The sequence below is a fragment of the Streptomyces sp. NRRL F-5630 genome, assembly GCF_000719475.1.
GTDB lineage: Bacteria > Actinomycetota > Actinomycetes > Streptomycetales > Streptomycetaceae > Streptomyces.
The window spans coordinates 43,854-64,304 of the sequence record NZ_JOGO01000032.1; the positions used below are offsets into that span (position 1 = coordinate 43,854).

A 20,451-nucleotide genomic window follows, 5' to 3' on the forward strand; every position below is an offset into this window, starting at 1 on the left:
CGCCTCGCCCACCAAACGTCTAACAGGCCCCCCGCAACGTCCCGCCTCGCCCCCTCCCCGGCCCACCTCCCCCACGACAAAGCCGGGCCCCCACGCCGCTCAACGCGACATGGGGGCCCGGCTCCTCCCCACGGGTACGGGTGCCCGCGAGGAAACGTCACTCCTTGTTCGACGCCTGGAACATCCAGTGGTGCTTCTCCAGATCCGCGGTGATCGCGATGAGGAGGTCCTGGGTGACCGGGTCGGGCTCGGCCGTCGCCGCGACCCGCTCGCGCAGCCGGGTGATGGCGGCGGCGAGGGCGTCGGTCATGGCCGCGACCGCGTCGTTGTCCTTGATCCAGCCGTCACCGATCTTGTCGATGCCACTCGTGGCGGCGACGGTGCCCACGCGGCCGTCCGGCGAGACGCCGAGGGTCGAGGCACGCTCGGCGACCTCGTCCATGTGTGTACGGGCCGAGTCCACGACGTCGTCGAGCTGGAGGTGCACCGAGCGGAAGCGCGGGCCGATCACGTTCCAGTGGATCTGCTTGGCGACCAGGGAGAGGTCCACGAGGTCGACCAGCGCGCCCTGGAGCGCGTCGGAAACGATCTTGAGATCGGCTTCGGCAAGGGGGCTCTTCACTACGTACATCCGAATTCCTCCATCTCACTCACGACTCAGGTGCCCCCGTTCCGTTCCTTCAACCATGACATAACGCGGTGAAGCAGGTCACACCGAGGAACCCGGTCCGGCGCCGGAAGGCGGCCGGATGGACGGGCGGGCGGTGCCCGGGAACGCGAAAGGCGGAGCCCCCACCGAAGTACCCGGTGGGGGCTCCGCCATACGTGGGGCGCGTGCGTCGTGCGGCCCGCTCAGGCCGCGACCACGTCCACTGCCTCGGTCGGCGCCTTGATGGTGACCCGCTCGGGCGGGACACCCGTGACGGACACCGAATTCAGCACCGGACGGCGTACCGGCGGCACCGGGTCGGCGGCTGCCGACTCGGCAAGCTCAGCGAGGGCGAGTTCGTCGCTGACCTCGTGCATCAGCTCGGACATCCGTACATCAAGCGCGTCGCAAATGGCGGCGAGCAGTTCGGAGGAAGCCTCCTTCTGCCCCCGCTCCACCTCGGAGAGATAGCCGAGCGAGACCCGGGCGGACGAGGAGACTTCGCGCAGAGTACGGCCCTGGCGCTGGCGCTGCCGACGCAGCACGTCACCCAGCAGGCGACGGAGCAGAATCATCGGTGGCTCCCTCCTCGGACCGTGTAACCGCATCCTTCTCGCCCCACCGTACCGCTTGGGACAGTGGCCGTGCGGGGAGCGAAGACGTGTTCACTCAGGGCTGTAAACATCAAGTCCCCCCGTTTTCTTCCGTATCCTGTGCGCGCACGTTTCTGATCAGTTCGTCGCGGAGCAGGCCCAGCACGGCTCGCACGCTATCCCTACGGATTTCCGTACGGTCACCGTTCAACCGCAGTGCCAGAATTTTCTCGCCGCGTGCACCGGTCAAACCTGTTACCGACCGCTTTTCAGCGTCTTCCGCACCACTTGTGTGGTCGAGGCTCGTGCTCTCCTCAGCGGTTCCATGGTGGTCGAGGCTCGTGTCGGCCGCCGGAGGGCCGGGAACGTGCCCGTCGGTGGGCCCGGCGACCGCCACGTACACCGTACCGACGGGCTTGCCGTCCTGCGGCTCGGGACCCGCGACGCCGGTTGTCGCCGCGCCCCAGTCCGCGCCGAGCGCGTCCCGTACCCCCGCCGCCATCTGCGCGGCGACCTCGGGGTGGACGGCGCCCTCGCGGGCCAGGAGAGCGGAGTCGACGCCGAGCAGCCGGTGCTTCAGTTCGGTCTCGTACGCGGTGACGGAGCCGAGGAAGGCGGCGGACGCCCCGGGCGCGGCGGTCAGCTCGGCGGCGACCAGGCCACCGGTGAGGGACTCGGCGACAGCGAGGGTCCGCCCGGCCTCGGCCGCGAGCGCGATGACGTCGACCGCCGCGTTCTCGGGCAGGGAACCGTCGCCGTCGGTCGCGCTCATGCCTGGCTCCTCCGTCCACGCGCGGCGGCGTCGCGCGCCGCGGCGTCGCCGGGAGCGGCCTCCCGCGCCGTACCGCCCTCCGCGCCCGCGCCCTCCGCCACGACACCGCGCACCGCGCCGTCCCGCGGCGTCACGTCCCGCACCGCGCCGTCCCGCGACACCTCACCGCTCGCCGCCGCACCGTCCGCGTCCTCGGTGGCCACCTCACGCGGCACCGTGCCCCGCACCGCCGCCTCCAGGCGGTCGCCCGTGCGGAGGTCACGCGCCTGCTCCTCGTCGAGGACGACGGCGCGCCGCGAGGCGATGCCCTCGCGGCGCAGCACGATCGCCTGCCGCACGTAGTCGAGCCCCGTCGCGACGGTGAGCGCGACCGCGACGGCCATGACCCAGAACCGCGCCGAGGCGAGCCACCCCGTCAGGGCGAGCACGTACATCCCGACCGCGACGCCCTGCGCGAGCGTCTTGAGCTTGCCGCCGCGGCTCGCCGGGATGACCCCGTACCTGATGACGACGAAGCGGAGCAAGGTGATGCCCAGCTCACGGCCCAGGATGACGCCGGTGACCCACCACGGCAGGTCGCCGAGGGCCGAGAGGCAGCACAGCGCGGCGCCCATGATCGCCTTGTCGGCGATCGGGTCCGCGATCTTCCCGAAGTCGGTGACGAGGTTGTACGTGCGCGCGAGGTGCCCGTCGAAGAGGTCGGTGATCATCGCGACGGTGAAGGCGGCCCACGCGACGGAGCGCCACGCCGGGTCGTGACCCCCGGCGACGAGCATCAGGGCGATGAAGCCGGGAACGAGGACGAGCCTGATCATCGTGAGGATGTTCGCGATGTTCCAGACGCCGGGGGTGCCCGCGGCTCCCGCGGCGCTGCTGCCGCCCGGGACGCCGGTGCCGCTCGTGGCGGTTGCCGGGGCTCCCGTCATCTGCCTGCCTCCTCAAGACACTCCGCCACGAGATCGACGCCTTCGGTGCCGATCACCTTGGCGACGACCATACGGCCGACGCGGAGCGAAGCACCGTCCGGCAGCGTCGCCCCGCCGGTGAGAATGATCTGCCCGTCCGTCTCGGGGGCCTGGTGGGGCCCGCGGCCCAGGGCCGGCTCGTCCTCGGTGGCGGCCGATTCGACGAGCACCTCCATGGTCTCGCCGATCCGCTCCTCCGCACGCTGGGCGGTCAGCTCCTCGGCGAGCCGCGAGACGCGCGCGAGGCGCGCGGCGACGACCTCCTCGTCGAGCTTCGTCTCGTATGTCGCCGCCTCGGTGCCCTCCTCGTCGGAGTAGCCGAAGACGCCGATCGCGTCGAGGCGCGCCGAGGTCAGGAAGCGCTCCAGTTCGGCGACGTCCTCCTCGGTCTCGCCGGGGAAGCCGACGATGAAGTTGGAGCGCACCCCGGCCTCGGGGGCCTTCGCCCGGATCTGGTCGAGCAGGCCGAGGAAGCTATCGGTGCCGCCGAACCGCCGCATCGCGCGCAGGACACCGGCCGCGGAGTGCTGGAAGGAGAGATCGAAGTACGGCGCGATCTTCGGCGTCGAGGTGAGCACGTCGATCAGCCCCGGCCGCATCTCGGCGGGCTGGAGATAGCTGACGCGCACCCGCTCGATGCCGTCCACGGCGGCGAGGTCGGGCAGCAGCGTCTCCAGAAGGCGGATGTCACCGAGGTCCTTGCCGTACGAGGTGTTGTTCTCGGAGACGAGCATGACCTCGCGCACGCCCTGCTCGGCGAGCCACCGCGTCTCGGCGAGCACGTCGGAGGGACGGCGGGAGATGAAGGAACCGCGGAAGGAGGGGATGGCGCAGAAGGAGCAGCGCCGGTCGCAGCCCGAGGCGAGCTTGACGGAGGCGACGGGGCTGGCGCCGAGGCGGCGCCGCAGCGGGGCGCGCGGGCCCGAGGCGGGCGCGAGGCCGTCGGGGAGGTCGGCGGGCGCGACGTCCTCGGGCTCCGGGGCCTGCTGCGCGTGGCCGGGCAGCGCGACGCCGGCCGTGTCCTGACGGGCGGCGGGGCTCAGCGGCAGGAGCTTGCGGCGGTCGCGCGGGGTGTGCGAGGCGTGGATGCCGCCGCTCAGAATCGTCTGGAGGCGGTCGGAGATGTCCGCGTAGTCGTCGAAGCCGAGCACACCGTCCGCCTCGGGCAGTGCCTCGGCGAGATCCTTGCCGTACCGCTCGGCCATGCAGCCCACGGCGACGACGGCCTGCGTTCTGCCGTGGCCCTTGAGGTCGTTCGCCTCCAGGAGCGCGTCGACGGAGTCCTTCTTGGCGGCCTCCACGAAGCCACAGGTGTTGACGACGGCGACATCGGCGTGCGAAGCGTCCTCGACGAGGTCCCAGCCGTCCGCCTCCAGGCGGCCTGCCAGCTCCTCCGAGTCCACCTCGTTACGGGCGCAGCCAAGGGTGACGAGAGCGACGGTGCGGCGTTCGGGCATGGACTCAAGACTACTTCGTCCCCGGACGGCGCCTTCCGCGCAGGTGGCGGTACGGGTTCGGGCACGTGTACGTATCGAAACGGCGAGGGCCCCGGGGCGCGCGGTACGGCGGGGACACGCGACAGGACGGGGTGGCGGCGCGGTGCGGCTGGGGCGGCGGTACGTCCCGGGCGGCGGTGCGCGTCGTGCACGCCCCCCGCCGTGGACGCGCCGCTGCCCGCACGCGGTGCGCGCGGTCCCCGCCCCGTATCCCGCGCCCGCTCAGCCCTCCGAGGGGTCGCCCTTGGTGTACGAGAGCCGCTGGACCTGGCCCGGTCGGAACTTGTCCGTGATGGGCTTGCCGTTCACGGAGACCCGCACCGCGCCCGCGTCGCCGAGGACGAGATCGACCTGCTCGGCATCCGTGAACGTCTTGTGCTGTCCCTGCTCCAGGACCCCGTCGAAGAGGCTGCGCCCGGTGTGGTCCTTGACCGAGACCCAGGAGCGGCGCTCGGGCACGCTCAGCTTCACCGTCACCTTGTCCGCGGGCACGGCGGCCACCGCGCTCTCGGCGGGATTCGCGGGCGACGGGCTCTCGCTCGGCGACGCGGTCGCGGAGGGGCTCGGGCTGCTGGAACCCGCCGGGGCGCCCTCGGCGGCGTGGCGCTTCGCCCCCGCGGGCTCGTCGCCGCCGCTCACGAAGGTGAACCCCACGAAGGCGACGACCGCGACGATCGCAGCGACCATGGCGGCGGTCCAGTTCGGGCGCCGGCGGTCGGGGCGGATGCGTTCGGCCTCGAAGAGCGGGGCGCCGGGCGTGGGCAGCGGCGCACCGCCGTGCTCCGCGTCGTAGCGCGCGAGCAGGGGTTCGGGGTCGAGGCCCACGGCGCGCGCGAGGGCCCGCAGGTGTCCCCGGGCGTACACGGCGCCGCCGCACCGCGAGAAATCGTCGTTCTCGATGGCCTGGACGAGGGGGACGCGGATACGCGTCGAGGCGCTCAGGTCCTCGACCCGCAGCCCGGCCTTCGTGCGGGCTCGCCGCAGCGTCTCGCCGAGGGACGGACCGTCGTCGGAAGGGCGTTCTTCTGCTGGGGAGTTGCCGATGGACACGAGAGCGCCTTTCGAGCGTGCAGCCATCTGCTGGAGGTTCAGTCTAGGGGCGCTGTAAAAGGCTCGGGCAACCCGGCGGACGGGGTTTTACGCCATCGGAATGCCCGGAAATCCCGGGACGCCCCCGGCCCCGGAATCTCCACACATCCCGCACTCCGCGCACGTCTGCCCGGCCCCCGCCCTCACCGCACCTGAACGGATGAAGAGCACTGGGCCACGAGGCGGCGCCGCGTCACCGGATCGCTTTCCCCCCGGTTGACGCGCGACCCGCCGAAAGGGTTGCGTGCCGCGTCGGCCCTCGGCGCCGCGTGAGTTCTGCGCGCCACGTCAGTCCTCGGCGCCACATCAGCCCCCTGCCACGTCGCCCCTTCGGCGCCGCGTCAGCCCCCCGCGCCGTCCCCCGCGCCCGGGGCCCCGGAGGCCCCGGAGGCCCCGGAGGTCCCGGCAGTACCGGAGGCCCCCGAGGCACCACCGCTCCCCGGTCCCCCGCCCCCTCGGATCTCGTCGAGGACCCCGTCCAGCTCGTCCGGCTTGACGAGGACGTCGCGCGCCTTCGAGCCCTCGCTCGGGCCGACGATGTTGCGCGTCTCCATGAGGTCCATGAGGCGCCCCGCCTTCGCGAAGCCGACGCGCAGCTTGCGCTGGAGCATCGACGTGGAGCCGAACTGGCTCGTCACGACGAGTTCGGTCGCCTGGAGCAGCAGATCGAGATCGTCGCCGATCTCCTCGTCGATCTCCTTCTTCTGCTGCGAGCCGACCACGACGTCGTCGCGGAAGACCGGCGCCATCTGCTCCTTGCAGTGGCGCACGACGGCGGCGATCTCCTCCTCGGTGACGAAGGCGCCCTGTATGCGCGTCGCCTTGTTGTCGCCCATCGGCAGGAAGAGCCCGTCGCCCTTGCCGATGAGCTTCTCCGCGCCGGGCTGGTCGAGGATGACGCGGCTGTCGGCGAGCGAGGACGTCGCGAAGGCCAGCCGCGAGGGCACATTCGCCTTGATGAGCCCCGTGACGACGTCGACGGAGGGCCGCTGCGTCGCGAGGACCAGGTGGATGCCGGCGGCGCGCGCGAGCTGCGTGATCCGCACGATCGCGTCCTCCACGTCGCGCGGCGCGACCATCATGAGGTCGGCGAGCTCGTCCACGATCACGAGCAGGTACGGATACGGCTGGAGCTCGCGCTCACTGCCCTCGGGCGTCGTGAGCTTGCCCTCGCGGATCGCCTTGTTGAAGTCGTCGATGTGCCGGTAGCCGAAGGCGGCGAGGTCGTCGTAGCGCAGGTCCATCTCGCGCACGACCCACTGGAGCGCCTCGGCGGCCTTCTTCGGGTTGGTGATGATCGGCGTGATGAGGTGCGGGATGCCCTCGTACGCGGTCAGCTCGACGCGCTTGGGGTCGACGAGCACGAGGCGTACGTCCTCCGGCGTCGCCCGCATCATGATCGAGGTGATGAGGCAGTTGATGCACGAGGACTTGCCGGAGCCCGTCGCGCCGGCGACGAGGACGTGCGGCATCTTCGCGAGGCTGTGCATGACGTAGCCGCCCTCGACGTCCTTGCCGAAGGCGACGAGCATCGGGTCGTCGTCCTCGGCGGCGTCCGCGAGGCGCAGCACGTCGCCCAGGTTGACCATCTCGCGGTCCGTGTTCGGGATCTCGATGCCGACGGCGGACTTGCCCGGGATGGGGCTGATGATGCGTACGTCGGGGCTCGCGACGGCGTACGCGATGTTCTTCGTGAGCGCCGTGATGCGCTCGACCTTGACGGCGGGGCCGAGCGCGACCTCGTACCGGGTCACTGTCGGGCCGCGCGTGAAGCCGGTGACGCGCGCGTCCACCTTGAACTCGCTGAAGACGTTGGTGAGCGAGGCGACGACCGCGTCGTTGGCGGCACTGCGCGCCTTGCCGGGGCCGCCGCGCTCCAGGAGGTCGAGGCTCGGCAGCGCGTAGGTGACGTCGCCGGAGAGTTGAAGCTGCTCGGCGCGCGGCGGGAGGTCGCGCGGCGCCTCGGGCGTCTTCTTCGTCAGGTCGGGTACGCCGCCGGACGCCGCCTCGCCCCCGGCCTCGCGTCCGCCGCGCGGCGTCGCGCCTGCGTCGCGCCCCGGGGCCCCGCGGGAGGCGCCCCCGCGCCCGGCATTCCGCGACGCCGCCTCCTCGTCCGACGTCGCCGCCTTCTCGCGCGGCGTCGGTACGGGCGTCGTCGACTCGCCCTCGCGCCGCCCCGTCCCCACACCGTGGGTCAGGTCGGCGACGAGCGAGGACGGCGGCAGGCCGTGCAGCACCGCGCCGTCGAGCGCGGCGGCGGCGCGCGCCGCGACGTCCACGGGGTCGAGGTCGCGGTCCTCGAAGACGCCGCTGCCGCCCTTGCGGCGGCGTTCGAGCGCCGCTTCCTCCGCGTCGACGTCGTACGGGGCGGCGGCGCGACGTCGCGACGGCGCCCGCCGCCGCCTCGCGTGCGCGAGTTCCTCCGCGTCGTCCTCCCGCGCGTCGTGTGCCGCGAACTCCACCTCGGCCGCCGGGTCCTCGCTGAAGACCCCGAGCCGTACCCCGAGCCGCCGCAGCCGCTGCGGGATCGCGTTCACGGGCGTCGCGGTCACGACGAGGAGCCCGAAGACGGTGAGCAGGAGCAGCAGCGGTACGGCGAGGACCTCGCTCATCGTGAAGATGAGCGGGCTGGCGGCGGCCCAGCCGATGAGCCCGCCCGCGTCCTGGAGCGCCTCGATACCCGCGTCCCTGCTGGGCGCGCCGCAGGCGATGTGCACCTGCCCGAGGACGCCGACGACGAGCGCGGAGAGGCCGATGACGATGCGTCCGTTCGCCTCGGGCTGCTCGGGATGGCGGATGAGGCGCACCGCGATGACGCCGAGCAGTATCGGCACGAGCAGGTCGAGGCGGCCGAAGGCGCCGGTGACGAGCAGTTCGACGAGTTCGCCGACGGGGCCGTCGAGGCGGGACCAGGTGCCCGCGGCGACGACGAGGGCGAGGCCGAGGAGGAGCAGCGCGAGCCCGTCCTTGCGGTGGGCGGGGTCGAGGCCCTTGGCGCCGCGCCCCACGCCGCGCAGCATCGCCCCGATGCCGTGCGCGAGGCCCAGCCACACGGCCCTGACGAGCCGGTAGATGCCGTTGGTGGGACTGGGGGCCGGTCTGGCGGGCGCCTTCTTGACCGCGGCCTTCTTCGCCGGTGCCTTGGCCGCGCCCTTCTTCGCGGGCGTCCTCTTCGCGGGAGCCGCCGCGGCCGACTTCTTCGCGGGGCCTCTCGCCCCGCCCCCTCCACCGGCACGCGGTCGCGCGGGACCCGCCGCGCTCGGAGAGCCCTTGCCGGAGGAACGAGAAGCCATGTGCTGAGGTTACCGGGCACGACCACGGAGGACACCTGTGACTACGGCTTCACCCGTTCGTGTCGCACCGTGGATGCACGCCGGGTTGACGCGCCCTCACGCGGAGCGGCCGGAGACCGGTACGGAAGCCTGACCGCCCGGCAGGGGCACGCGGCACCGAGCGGACGGCGTGCGGCATTCGGAGCGGGCCGCCTGCCGCGCCCGGATCAGGAGCAACGCGCCCCCACGCCCCGCGCCATGCCTCGCGGGTCAGCCCTGGGCCGGGAGACTCGGCGTGCCGGAGCCGCCCGAGCCGGGTTCCAGCGCGTCGAGGGCGCGGCGCAGGCCGGTCAGCTTGCGCTCCAGGTGCGCGGCGGTGGCGACGGCTGCCGCGTCGGCGGCGTCGTCGAGCTGTTTGGAGAGCGCCTCGGCCTGCTCCTCGACCGCCGCGAGCCGCGAGGACAGTTCGGCGACGACCCCGCCGTTGGCCTTGCCGTTGCGGCGCGTCCCGCCGCCCGTGTCCTCGGCGCCCGCCCCTTCGCCCTCGCCTTCGAGCTGGAGGCGGAGGAGCGCGGCCTGGTCCTTGAGCTTGCAGTTCTTCTTGTAGAGGTCGACGAAGACCGAGACCTTCGCGCGCAGCACCCACGGGTCGAAGGGCTTGGAGATGTAGTCGACCGCGCCCGCCGCGTATCCCCGGAAGGTGTGGTGGGGACCGTGGTTGATGGCCGTGAGGAAGATGATGGGGATGTCTCTGGTGCGCTCACGGCGCTTGATGTGCGCCGCGGTCTCGAAGCCGTCCATGCCGGGCATCTGTACGTCAAGGAGGATGACCGCGAAGTCATCCGTCAGCAGCGCCTTGAGCGCTTCCTCTCCCGACGACGCCCGGACCAAAGTCTGATCGAGCGCGGAGAGGATGGCCTCCAGCGCGAGCAGATTCTCCGGCCGGTCATCGACCAGGAGAATCTTGGCCTTCTGGACCATGGCCCGCCCTCCTCGCTCCGGCATTCCGTGGGGTTCCGCCCCGGTAGACGGCTCTGTGGCGCCGCCCGTTCCTGTGCCGGTCATCGTAGCCGCACCCCACTTGTCGCCACACCCAGTCACCGTCAAGTCACGCTGTACGAGGTGAGAACGCCCGGACCCAGGGGAAAGTTCCCCGCATCCCCCCGGTCACACCTGCTCCGGGGCCGCTCCGTGCGCCGCCTGACGCTCCGGCTTCGCCGAGGCAGGCGCCCCGGCGTCGCACGTCACCGGCCGGGCGCCCGAGCCGCCGTGCCCCCGGCGCACGACCGGGGGCACGGCGGGGCGCACGGCAGCACTTCCACCGGCGCATCGCCAGGGCGATCACTTCTTGCGCAGCCACTTCTCCAGGGCCGTCAGCAGCCGGTCGGGGTCGACCGGCTTGGTGACGTAGTCGGACGCGCCCGAGTCGATGGCCTTCTCCCGGTCGCCCTTCATCGCCTTGGCGGTGAGAGCGACGATCGGCAGTCCGGCGAACTGCGGCATCCGCCGGATCGCGGTCGTCGTCGCGTAGCCGTCCATCTCCGGCATCATGATGTCCATCAGGACGACCCGGACCTCGTCGTGCTGTTCGAGCACCTCGATGCCCTCGCGCCCGTTCTCGGCGTAGAGCACGGAGAGCCCGTTCTCCTCCAGCATGCTGGTGAGCGCGAAGACGTTGCGCACGTCGTCGTCGACGATGAGGACCTTCTCGTCGTGGAAGGTGTAGGTGTGGCGCTGCGGCGGCAGCTCCCCGGGAGCGAGCCGGGACGGCTCGGCCTCCTCCAGCCCGTCCTCGTCGTCCTCCTCGTCCCATGACGTGTCGTCGAGAGCCTCCTCGTCCTCGGCGTCCGCGTCACCGGGGACCTGGTCCCCACCGGCCGCGGCGTCCTCGCCGGAGGCCGCGTCCTCGGCCCGCTCGTCCCCCGTGTCCGTCCCGGAGTCCGCCGGGCCACCGGCACCCGCCGCGTCAGCGGCCTCGGCCGCGTCACCGGCCTCCGCCGCGCCCAGGTCCCGCGCCGCGCCCTCCGCCGCCGCGCCGTCCGCCCGGCCGACGGAGGCCGCGTCACCGGCGCCCGCGTCACCGGCCGCCCCGGAACCCGTACTCGTCCCGGCGCCGTCGGAGACCCCGGCGGACTCCCCGCCGTCGCCCGCGTCCGCGGCGTCCTCCGTCTCCCCGCGCGCCCGCTTCTCCTCCCGCTTGCGCCGCAGTTCCTCCGCCTGCATCGCCTTGCGGCGGCGGCGGAACTTCTCGGCGGGGCCGTTGCGGTTGTCGCGGACGGGGGTGAGGGCGCCGCCCGTGAGCGTCGGCGTCATCGGGCGCTCGCCGGGCACGAAGCGGTCGCCCGTCTCGACGGCGGGCGCGAGGTCCGTCATGCCGCCCCGCGCCGGGACGTCACCGGGGTGCAGCGGCAGGTAGAGCGTGAACGTCGAGCCGCGTCCCGGCTGGCTCTGCGCGTCGATCTCGCCGCCGAGCAGCCGCGCGATCTCCCGGCTGATCGAGAGTCCGAGGCCCGTACCGCCGTACTTGCGGCTCGTCGTGCCGTCCGCCTGCTTGAACGCCTCGAAGATGACGCGCATCTTGCTCTCGGCGATACCGATCCCGGTGTCCGTGACCGAGAAGGCGATCATCTTGCCGTCCGGCTCGGTGAGCGAGCCGGTTTCGAGCAACTGCTCCCTGATCGCGTCCGGCACATCGGCCCCCGCCGGGCGGATGATCAGCTCGACCGCCCCGCTGCCCGTGAACTTCACCGCGTTCGACAGCAGGTTGCGCAGCACCTGGAGGAGGCGCTGCTCGTCGGTGTGCAGCGTCGCCGGCAGCTCCGGCGAGACCCGTACCGAGAAGTCGAGGTTCTTCTCGACCGTCATCGGCCGGAACGTCGCCTCGACGTAGTCGACGAGCTGGACGAGCGCGATCCGCGTCGGCGAGACCTCCATCTTGCCCGCGTCGACCTTGGACAGGTCGAGAATGTCGTTGATGAGCTGGAGCAGGTCCGAACCGGCCCCGTAGATGGTCTCGGCGAACTCGACCTGCTTGTGCGAGAGGTTGCGCTCCGGGTTGTCCGCGAGCAGCTTCGCGAGGATCAGCAGCGAGTTGAGCGGGGTGCGCAGCTCGTGCGACATGTTCGCGAGGAACTCGGACTTGTAGCGCATCGAGACCGCGAGCTGCTCGGCGCGCTCCTCCAGGACCTGCCGCGCGTTCTCGATCTCGCCGTTCTTGACCTCGATGTCGCTGTTCTGCCGCACGAGGAGCGCGGCCTTCTCCTCGAGTTCCGCGTTGGACTCCTGGAGCGCCTTCTGCCGCTGCTCCAGTTCGGCCGAGCGGTCCTTGAGCTGCGCCGTCAGCTCCTGGGACTGGGTGAGGAGCACGGCGGTCTTCGAGTTCACGCTGATCGTGTTGACGCTCGTCGCGATCATCTCGGCGATCTGCGCGAGGAAGTCCCGCTGGATCTGCGTGAACTGGCTGAACGTCGCCAGCTCGATGACGCCGAGCACCTTGCCCTCGAAGAGCAGCGGCAGCACCACGACCTGCGCGGGCGTCGCCTGCCCGAGCCCCGAGGAGATCTTGATGTAGTCGACGGGCACCTTGTTGACGGTCAGGACCCGCTTCTCGCGCGCCGCCGTGCCGACGAGGGTCTCGCCGGGGCGGAAGGTCGTCGGCATCATGCCGGCCGCGTAGTTGTACGAGCCGATCAGCCGCAACTGGTACGCCTCGTCGTCGACATCCGTGACCTCCGCGCCCTCCTCCAGCGGCTCGGCGAGGAAGAACGCGCCGTGCTGCGCGGTCACGACCGGGGTCAGCTCGCTCATGATGAGCTGCGCGACGTCGGTGAGATCGCGGCGGCCCTGGAGCAGTCCGGAGATACGCGCCAGGTTGCCCTTGAGCCAGCTCTGCTCCTCGTTGGCGAGCGTCGTGTCCCGCAGGTTGCCGATCATCGTGTTGATCGTGTCCTGGAGGCGCAGGATCTCGCCGGACGCCTGCGTCTTGGCCGAAACGTTGAGGTCTCCGCGCGTCACCGCCGTCGCGACCGAGGCCATGCCCCGTACCTGGTCGGTCAGGTTGAAGGCCATCTCGTTCACGGAGTCGGTCAGCTCGCGCCACGTACCGTCCACGTCGCGGACCTGCGCCTGGCCGCCGAGGATGCCCTCGGTGCCCACCTCGCGGGCGACGCGGGTGACCTGCTCGGCGAAGCTGGAGAGCTGGTCGACCATCGTGTTGATGGTCGTTTTCAGCTCCAGGATCTCGCCGCGCGCGTCGATGTCGATCTTCTTCGTCAGATCGCCCTTGGCGATGGCCGTCGTGACCATCGCGATGTTGCGGACCTGCCCCGTCAGGTTGGACGCCATCGAGTTCACCGACTCGGTGAGGTCCTTCCACGTCCCCGAGACCCCCGGCACGCGCGCCTGGCCGCCCAGGATGCCGTCCGTGCCCACCTCGCGCGCGACGCGCGTCACCTGCTCGGCGAAGGCGGAGAGCGTCGTGACCATGATGTTGACGGTGTCGGCGAGCTGGGCGACCTCGCCGCGTGCCTCGACGGTGACCTTCTTGGTCAGGTCGCCGTTGGCGACCGCCGTCGCGACCTGCGAGATGCCGCGCACCTGCGAGGTGAGGTTGTTCGCCATGATGTTGACGTTGTCGCTCAGGTCCTTCCAGATGCCCGTCACTCCGGGCACCCGCGCCTGACCGCCGAGGTTCCCCTCGGTGCCCACGTCGCGGGCCACACGGGTCACCTCGTCCGCGAAGGCGGAGAGCTGGTCGACCATGGTGTTGACGGTCGTGACGAGTTCGAGGATCTCGCCCTTCGCGTCGACGGTGATCTTCTTCGACAGGTCGCCGCGCGCCACCGCCGTCGTCACCTCGGCGATGTTGCGCACCTGGAGCGTCAGGTTGTTCGCCATGCCGTTGACGGACTGCGTGAGGTCCTTCCACGTGCCCGAGACGCCCTGCACCTCCGCCTGCCCGCCGAGACGGCCCTCGGTGCCGACCTCCTGGGCGACGAGGGTGACCTGCTCGGCGAAGTTCGAGAGCTGGTCGACCATCGTGTTGAGCGTGTTCTTCAGCTCCAGGATCTCGCCCCGCGCGTCGACCGTGATCTTCTGCGAGAGATCACCGCGCGCGACGGCCGTCGCGACCTGGGCGATGTTGCGCACCTGGTCGGTCAGGTTCCCGGCCATCCCGTTCACCGAGTCGGTCAGCTCCCGCCAGACCCCGGCGACGCCCGGGACCTGCGCCTGTCCGCCGAGCTGCCCCTCCGTGCCCACTTCGCGGGCGACGCGGGTCACCTGCTCGGCGAAGGCGGAGAGCTGGTCCACCATCGTGTTGATGGTGTTCTTCAGCTCCAGGATCTCGCCGCGCGCGTCCACGTCGATCTTCTGCGAGAGGTCACCGCGCGCGACGGCCGTCGTCACGTCCGCGATCTGCCGCACCTGCGAGGTCAGGTTGGACGCCATCGAGTTGACCGAATCGGTCAGCTCCCGCCACGTGCCGAGCACCCCGTCGACCCGCGCCTGACCGCCGAGGCGCCCCTCGGTGCCCACATCGCGCGCCATCCTGGTGACCTGCTCGGCGAACGACGACAACTGGTCGACCATCGTGTTCACGGTGTTCTTGAGCGCGAGCATCTCGCCCGAGACGTCCACCGTGACCTTCTGCGAGAGGTCGCCGCTGGCCACCGCGGTCGTCACCTGGGCGATGTTGCGCACCTGCCCGGTGAGGTTGCGGAAGGCCGTGTTGACGGAGTCGGTGAGGTCCTTCCACGTCCCCGCGGCCCCCGGCACGTTCGCCTGACCGCCCAGCTGCCCCTCGACACCGACCTCGCGGGCTACCCGCGTCACCTCGGAGCCGAAGGACTGGAGCTGGTCGACCATCGTGTTGACCGTGTTCTTGAGCTCCAGCATCTCGCCGGCCACCGCGACGGTGACCTTCTGCGAGAGGTCGCCGCTCGCGACCGCCGTCGTCACCTGGGCGATGTCGCGCACCTGCGTGGTCAGGTTGCGGAAGACGGTGTTGACCGAGTCCGTGAGGTCCTTCCACGTCCCCGCCGCGCCCGGCACGTTCGCCTGACCGCCGAGCTGCCCGTCGAAGCCGACCTCACGCGCGACGCGCGTCACCTCGTCGGCGAAGGTGCGCAGCGTCTGCGTCATCTGGTTGATCGTCTGCGCGAGTTGCGCGATCTCGCCGCGCGCGCTCACCTCGACCTTGCGCGACAGGTCCCCGTTGGCGACCGCCGTCGTGACGTCGGCGATGCCGCGCACCTGGGCGGTCAGGTTCCCCGCCATGAGGTTCACCGAATCGGTGAGGTCCTTCCACACCCCGGCCACGCCGGGCACCCGCGCCTGCCCGCCGAGTTCGCCCTCGGTGCCCACCTCGCGCGCGACGCGGGTGACCTCCTGCGAGAAGCCCGAGAGCTGGTCCACCATCGTGTTGACGGTGTTCTTCAGCTCCAGCATCTCGCCTTCGACGTGCACCGTCACCTTGCGCGAGAGATCACCCGCGGCGACCGCCGTCGTCACCGTCGCGATGTCGCGGACCTGGGCGGTGAGGCGGTACGCCATCGTGTTGACGGAGTCGGTGAGGTCCTTCCAGGACCCCGACATGCCCCGCAGCTTCGCCTGCCCGCCGAGCTTGCCCTCGGTGCCGACCTCGCTCGCGACCCTCGTCACCTCGTCGGTGAAGGTCGAGAGCATGTCGACGAGGTTGTTGACGGTGCGGCCCACCTTGAGGAACTCGCCCCGCAGCGGGTGCCAGGTCCCCTCGGACGTCTGCCCGCGCAGTTCCATGCGCTGTTCCAGATCGCCGTCGGCGACGGCGGAGAGCACCCGGCCGACCTCGGAGACGGGCCGCGCCAGCTCGTCGACGAGCGCGTTCGACGCGTTCACCGCCGTCGCCCAGGCGCCTTCGAGCACGCCGGTCTCCAGGCGCTCCGTGAGTTTTCCCTCACGTCCGACGACGCGCCGCACCCGCGACAGCTCACCCGTGAGATGCAGATTGCGGTCCGCGACCTCGTTGAAGACAGCCGCGATCTCGGCCATGATCCCGTCGCCCGAGACCGTGAGCCGCTTGCGGAAATTCCCGTCCCGCATCGCCTCCAGGGCGGCGAGAAGGCGGTTGAGCGAAGCCGTGTCGACCTCGGTCGTCCCCCTGCCCCCGCCCCTGCCGCCCGCGCGGCCGTTCCGGGAGGGCTCGCTCCGGGACGACTGCTGTCCGCTCTCCGCGCGCGTACGGGTACGTCGCGTCGCTGCGCCAGACTCCACCGTGGTCCCTCCCGTGTGCTTCGACCTCGTGCTCGTGCCGGACCGCGCGGCGGCGCGGCCCGTCCATTCCTTAAGGCTCCCCCAAGTGTTTCACCCCGCCCCCCGCAGGCCATAACAGTTCGGCAGCTTCGGGCCCCCGGCGACACTCTTCGGGGCGGAAACACAGCGAACCGGCATCCACCGGCCCCCGGGTGGTAAGTAACCTGGGCCTGAGCTGTCCCTCTCGCCGGTCCATCGGTCCAGCAGGAGGGCACGGTGGCACGAACCTGCCGCGCGGCACAACGGCAACCGCGCGGCACGACGGCAACAAAGGGGCGGCCGAGGATGGGACTGGGTTACGCCGGGGAAGACACCCCGGACTCTCGCCCCGGGGCGAACGACGCCCTCGCGCAGCGGGAGGCCGAGCACGGGGCGAGAGCCGCGGCCCCCCATGTCGCGGAGCCCCGCGCCACCACAGAGAACGCCGACTTCGTGACAGGGAGTGCTGTGACCGCTCGGGCGTCCGCCACCTTCGCCCCCGAGGGACGCTCCGTCGCGACGGCCCGCGCCTTCGTCCGCGACACCCTCCAGGGCTGGGGCTTCACCGACCTCGTCGACGACGCGACGGTCCTCACCAGCGAGCTGGTCACCAACGCCGTCGTGCACGCGGGGACGAACGCCGAGGTGCTGTGCCTGCGCGAGGAGGACGGGGTACGCGTCGAGGTCGCCGACCGCTACCCGGACCGCGAGGTCCCGCTGCACGCCTCCCCGCACGTGCTCACCGACCCCGAGCGCGAGGGCGGGCGCGGCCTTCAGCTGTGCGCGGCGCTCGCCGCCCGCTGGGGCGTCGAGTACTCCTCGACCCACAAGACGGTCTGGTTCCGCCTCGACCTCCCCGGCCGCCCGGTCGGCACCAGCAGCGCGGGCCCGCTCCTGCCCGACGAGCTCCTCCCGCTCGCCGGGGGCCACGTCCACGTCGCCGTCGTCCAGCTCGACGCCGAGGAGACCATCTCCGCGTGGAACGAGGACGCGGAGGAGATGTTCGGCTACCCCGCCGCGCAGGTCCTCGGCACACCCCTCACCGACCTCGCCGCCTGGCCGCACACCCCGGGCACCGGCACGGGCGTCGCCGAGGCGCTGCGCCTGTCGCGCTGGGAGGGCAGCTACGGGCTCCGCTCCGCCTCGGGCCGCGTCGTCCCCGTCTACGCCTCGCACCTGCGCGTACGCGACGCCGAGGGCGCCCCGTCCACCGTCTGCCTCCTCGTCCACGACGCCGAGCGCGCCGTCCTCCAGGCGCCGCTGCGCCCCAGCCGCAAGGACGGCGCGGGCCGCGGCGAGGCGACGGCGCCCGACGCCTTCGAGACCTTCATCGGCACGCCGCCGCCCGAGGACCTCGACGGTCTCCTCCAGCGCACCGTGGAACGCGCGCGGGACATGCTCGAAGGCGACGCCGCCTTCCTCCTGCTCGCCACGGACGACGAGACGGAGCTGGAGGTCCGCGCCTCGACGGGCCTGCCCTCGGCGCGCCAGCGCTTCGCCCGCGTCCAGGTCGAGGCGGGTGTCGGGCGCTACGGCTCCGCGCGGATGCCGGCCGTGCACGAGGATCTGAAAGACGTACCGGGCGCGGTGCCGCTCCTGGACGGCACGGGGATGCGCTCCGTGGTGACGGTGCCGCTCAAGGTCGAGGGCCGCCTCACCGGCTCGCTCGGCGTCGCGGCCGAGGCCCGCGAGCGGTTCACCAACGAGGAGGCGCTGCGCCTCCAGTTCGCCGCCGACCGCATCGCGCTCGCCGTCGAGTCGGCGCGCCTGGGCGAGCTGGAGAAGCTGCGCCGCGGCTCGCTCTCCTTCCTCGTCGAGGCGTCCGACCTGCTCGCGGGCACGCTCGACAGGGACCAGACGCTCGCGCTCATGGCGCAGATGACGGTGCCGAACGTCGCGACGTGGTGCGCCGTCTACACGATCGCCGACCCGGCCTCGGAGCCGTACCTCTCGTACGTGCTGCACGAGGACGAGGACCGCATCGACGGCCTCAAGGCGCTCCTGACCCGCGTCGCACCACCCGAACCGGTGACGACGCCGGGCCCGCGCGTGTGGACGGAGCCCGCCGAGGCCGCGCACCAGGCGGCGCTGCGCGACTCGATGCGCAGCCTCGACCCGAACGAGCTGACCTTCGTCGGCGCGGGCATCGGCGACACCCTGGCGACGGCGGCGGCCGTGGGCGGCGAGACGGTCGTGCTGCCCCTCGTGGCGCGCAACCGCGTCATCGGGATGCTGACCCTCGGCAAGCCGGCCGACGAGCACTTCCGGCAGGAGATCCTCGAACTCGCCGAGGACCTTTCGCGCCGTGCCGCGCTCGCCCTCGACAACGCGCGCCTCTACTCGGAGCGCAACGCGATCAGCCAGTCGCTCCAGCGCTCCCTCCTGCCGCCCGAGCCCCTTCCCGCCGTCCCGAACGTCGAGGTGGAGGTCATCTACCGCGCGGCGGGCGAGGGCAACGAGGTCGGCGGCGACTTCTACGACCTCTTCCCGATCCGCGAGGGCGTCTACGGCTTCGCGATCGGCGACGTGTGCGGCACGGGCCCGGAGGCCGCGGCCGTCACGGGCCTCGCGCGCCACGCGCTGCGCCTCCTGGCCCGCGAGAACCTGCCGGGCCCGGCGGTCCTGGAGCGCCTCAACACGGCGATCCTCGACGAGGGCCCGCGCAGCCGCTTCCTCACGCTGCTGTACGGGGAGCTGCACCCCCGCGAGGACGGCAGCGCGCTCCTCAAGGTGGTGTGCGCGGGCCACCCGCTGCCGCTGCGCCTGCACCAGGACGGCACGGTGAGCCCGGCCGCCGAGCCGCAGCCGCTGCTCGGTGTGATGGACGACCTGGAGTTGTACGAGCAGTCGGTCACCCTGGACCCGGGCGATGTCCTGCTGTGCGTCACGGACGGCATCACCGAACGCCGCGAGGGGACCCGCATGCTCGGCGACGACGGCCTCGCCGAGGTCCTCAAGGGCTGCACGGGGCTGACGGCGGGCGCGGTCGCCGCGCGCGTGATGCGCGCCGTCGCGAACTTCGCGGCGGACGCGCCGTCCGACGACATGGCGATTCTCACGATGCGCCTGCCGGGCGTTCACCAGGACTGACCGGGAATGAGAAAGGCCCCCGCCATCAGGCGGGGGCCTTTCTCATTCTGCCGGGCTTTCGCTGAGCCCCAAAACGGAATCGAACCGTTGACCTTCTCCTTACCATGGAGACGCTCTGCCGACTGAGCTATTGGGGCCTGTCCCGCACGCGCTTCCGCGCGTGGCGACGAACGAAATCATACCCCGATCCCGCACCCGCCCCGCACCACGGGCCCCGCCCGCTCTCAGCTCCGCACGGGAAGGCGCACCAGGCCGCCGAGCGCGTTGCAGACCGATACGAGGCGCTGGAGTTCACGCGGGGGCAACCCGTCGCCGAGCGGTAGCGCGAGGGTCTCCGCCACGGCGTTCTCGGTGGCGGGCAGGAAGACGTCACGCCGGTATCCCGGCAGGCGGTGCAGCGGTGTCGGTACGGGAATGCGGCAGTCGATCCCCTTCGCCCGGGCCGCACGGACGAAGGCGTCCCGGTCGGGCCGGCCGTTGCCCGGCACGCGCACCACGTAGCGCAGGTACCTGTGCCCGGCCGCGCCCCGCGGCGGCACGACGCCGCGCAGGCGCCCGTCGAGGTACCGCGCCCCTTCGGCCCGCGCCGCCGGCACAGCCCGCTCGGCACCCGCCTCATGGTGTTCCAGTACGAGCAGCCCGTGCCGCTCCCCCAGCTCTCTGACCGCCCCGAGCGACGCCGGATTCCCGAACCGGTGCCCGACGACTACCGCCGCCGTGCCCGGCCCCAGCACGCTCGCCACGTGGGCGGCATCCAGGTTGTACGTGTACGGATCGATGTCGGCGAAGAGGGGACGCGCCCCCAGACCGAGAACGGCCTCGGCGACCTCGGGCCCGTCGAACGCGGATATGACGACCTCGTCGCCGCTTCCGATACCTGCGGCACGCAGCAATCTCGCGGTGTCCATGTCTGGATGGTGGCCTGCCGACATGAACACGACGCGAAGTGGAGAGAAACACTGAGAAAGCAAAAAAGGGTGCCCCGAGTCTCGAAGACTCGGGGCACCCTTTCAAAAATTGTTCGGCGGCGTCCTACTCTCCCACAAGGTCCCCCTTGCAGTACCATCGGCGCTACGCAGCTTAGCTTCCGGGTTCGGAATGAGACCGGGCGTTTCCCGCGCGCTATGACCACCGAAACACAGTGAAACCAGCAACCACCCCGCCACACCACAAAACGTGGGGGCAGCATGTGATTGTTCGTGGTTTCAGAACCAACACAGTGGACGCGAGCAACTGAGGACAAGCCCTCGGCCTAT

11 protein-coding genes, 1 tRNA gene and 1 rRNA gene are annotated in these 20,451 nt (G+C 71.6%); 1 reads left to right on the forward strand and 12 read right to left on the reverse strand.

All coding sequences use genetic code 11. The features are described 5' to 3' along the window. Positions 1-157 precede the first annotated feature (157 nt). The 9 genes from IF99_RS0116675 to IF99_RS0116715 all read right to left on the reverse strand — a co-directional run bounded on the left by IF99_RS0116675 (position 158) and on the right by IF99_RS0116715 (position 16,087). Positions 158-631, reverse strand: a complete 474-nt coding sequence (locus IF99_RS0116675; protein WP_030997294.1) for a Dps family protein — start codon at positions 629-631, stop codon at positions 158-160. 221 nt (positions 632-852) lie between these two features. After that, complete coding sequence (locus IF99_RS0116680; RefSeq protein WP_007821437.1) at positions 853-1,224, reverse strand: helix-turn-helix domain-containing protein; 372 nt, start codon at positions 1,222-1,224, stop codon at positions 853-855. Positions 1,225-1,333: 109 nt separating this feature from the next. After that, positions 1,334-2,014 carry a CinA family protein gene (locus IF99_RS0116685; RefSeq protein WP_051703527.1) on the reverse strand — a complete coding sequence of 227 codons (681 nt, stop codon included), beginning with the start codon at positions 2,012-2,014 and terminating at the stop codon, positions 1,334-1,336. Further along, entirely contained in the window at positions 2,011-2,940 is a 930-nt protein-coding gene (gene pgsA / locus IF99_RS0116690) for a CDP-diacylglycerol--glycerol-3-phosphate 3-phosphatidyltransferase (RefSeq protein WP_030997296.1), read from the reverse strand. The genes IF99_RS0116685 and pgsA overlap by 4 nt, the downstream gene beginning before the upstream one ends. Continuing rightward, on the reverse strand, positions 2,937-4,436 hold the full coding sequence (rimO, locus tag IF99_RS0116695) for a 30S ribosomal protein S12 methylthiotransferase RimO (RefSeq protein ID WP_030997297.1): 1,500 nt from the start codon (positions 4,434-4,436) through the stop codon (positions 2,937-2,939). The genes pgsA and rimO overlap by 4 nt, the downstream gene beginning before the upstream one ends. 261 nt (positions 4,437-4,697) lie before the next feature. Beyond that, positions 4,698-5,525 (reverse strand): helix-turn-helix domain-containing protein, encoded by an 828-nt coding sequence (locus IF99_RS0116700; RefSeq protein WP_030997298.1) that lies wholly within the window; start codon positions 5,523-5,525, stop codon positions 4,698-4,700. Between the two features lie 380 nt (positions 5,526-5,905). Beyond that, a complete protein-coding gene (locus tag IF99_RS0116705) occupies positions 5,906-8,857 on the reverse strand; it encodes a DNA translocase FtsK (RefSeq protein ID WP_051703528.1) in 2,952 nt (983 codons plus the stop codon). Between the two features lie 249 nt (positions 8,858-9,106). Next, positions 9,107-9,817, reverse strand: coding sequence for a response regulator (locus IF99_RS0116710; RefSeq protein WP_030997300.1), 711 nt, complete (start codon positions 9,815-9,817; stop codon positions 9,107-9,109). Between the two features lie 360 nt (positions 9,818-10,177). Next, positions 10,178-16,087: a HAMP domain-containing protein gene (locus tag IF99_RS0116715; RefSeq protein ID WP_030997301.1), complete on the reverse strand. Its 5,910-nt coding sequence runs from the start codon at positions 16,085-16,087 to the stop codon at positions 10,178-10,180. 324 nt (positions 16,088-16,411) lie between these two features. Between IF99_RS0116715 and IF99_RS0116720 the strand changes: the two genes are divergently transcribed. Then, positions 16,412-19,195, forward strand: a complete 2,784-nt coding sequence (locus IF99_RS0116720) for a SpoIIE family protein phosphatase (protein WP_030997302.1) — start codon at positions 16,412-16,414, stop codon at positions 19,193-19,195. 64 nt (positions 19,196-19,259) lie between these two features. On the opposite strand, the gene IF99_RS0116725 is transcribed toward IF99_RS0116720, so the two are convergent. The 3 genes from IF99_RS0116725 to rrf form a co-directional block, all read right to left on the reverse strand. Then, positions 19,260-19,332, reverse strand: a tRNA-Thr gene (locus tag IF99_RS0116725). A gap of 87 nt (positions 19,333-19,419) precedes the next feature. Further along, on the reverse strand, positions 19,420-20,103 hold the full coding sequence (locus IF99_RS0116730; RefSeq protein ID WP_030997303.1) for a DegT/DnrJ/EryC1/StrS family aminotransferase: 684 nt from the start codon (positions 20,101-20,103) through the stop codon (positions 19,420-19,422). A 111-nt stretch (positions 20,104-20,214) separates the two neighbouring features. Then, a 5S ribosomal RNA gene (gene rrf / locus IF99_RS0116735) occupies positions 20,215-20,331 on the reverse strand. Between the last annotated feature and the right edge of the window lie 120 nt (positions 20,332-20,451).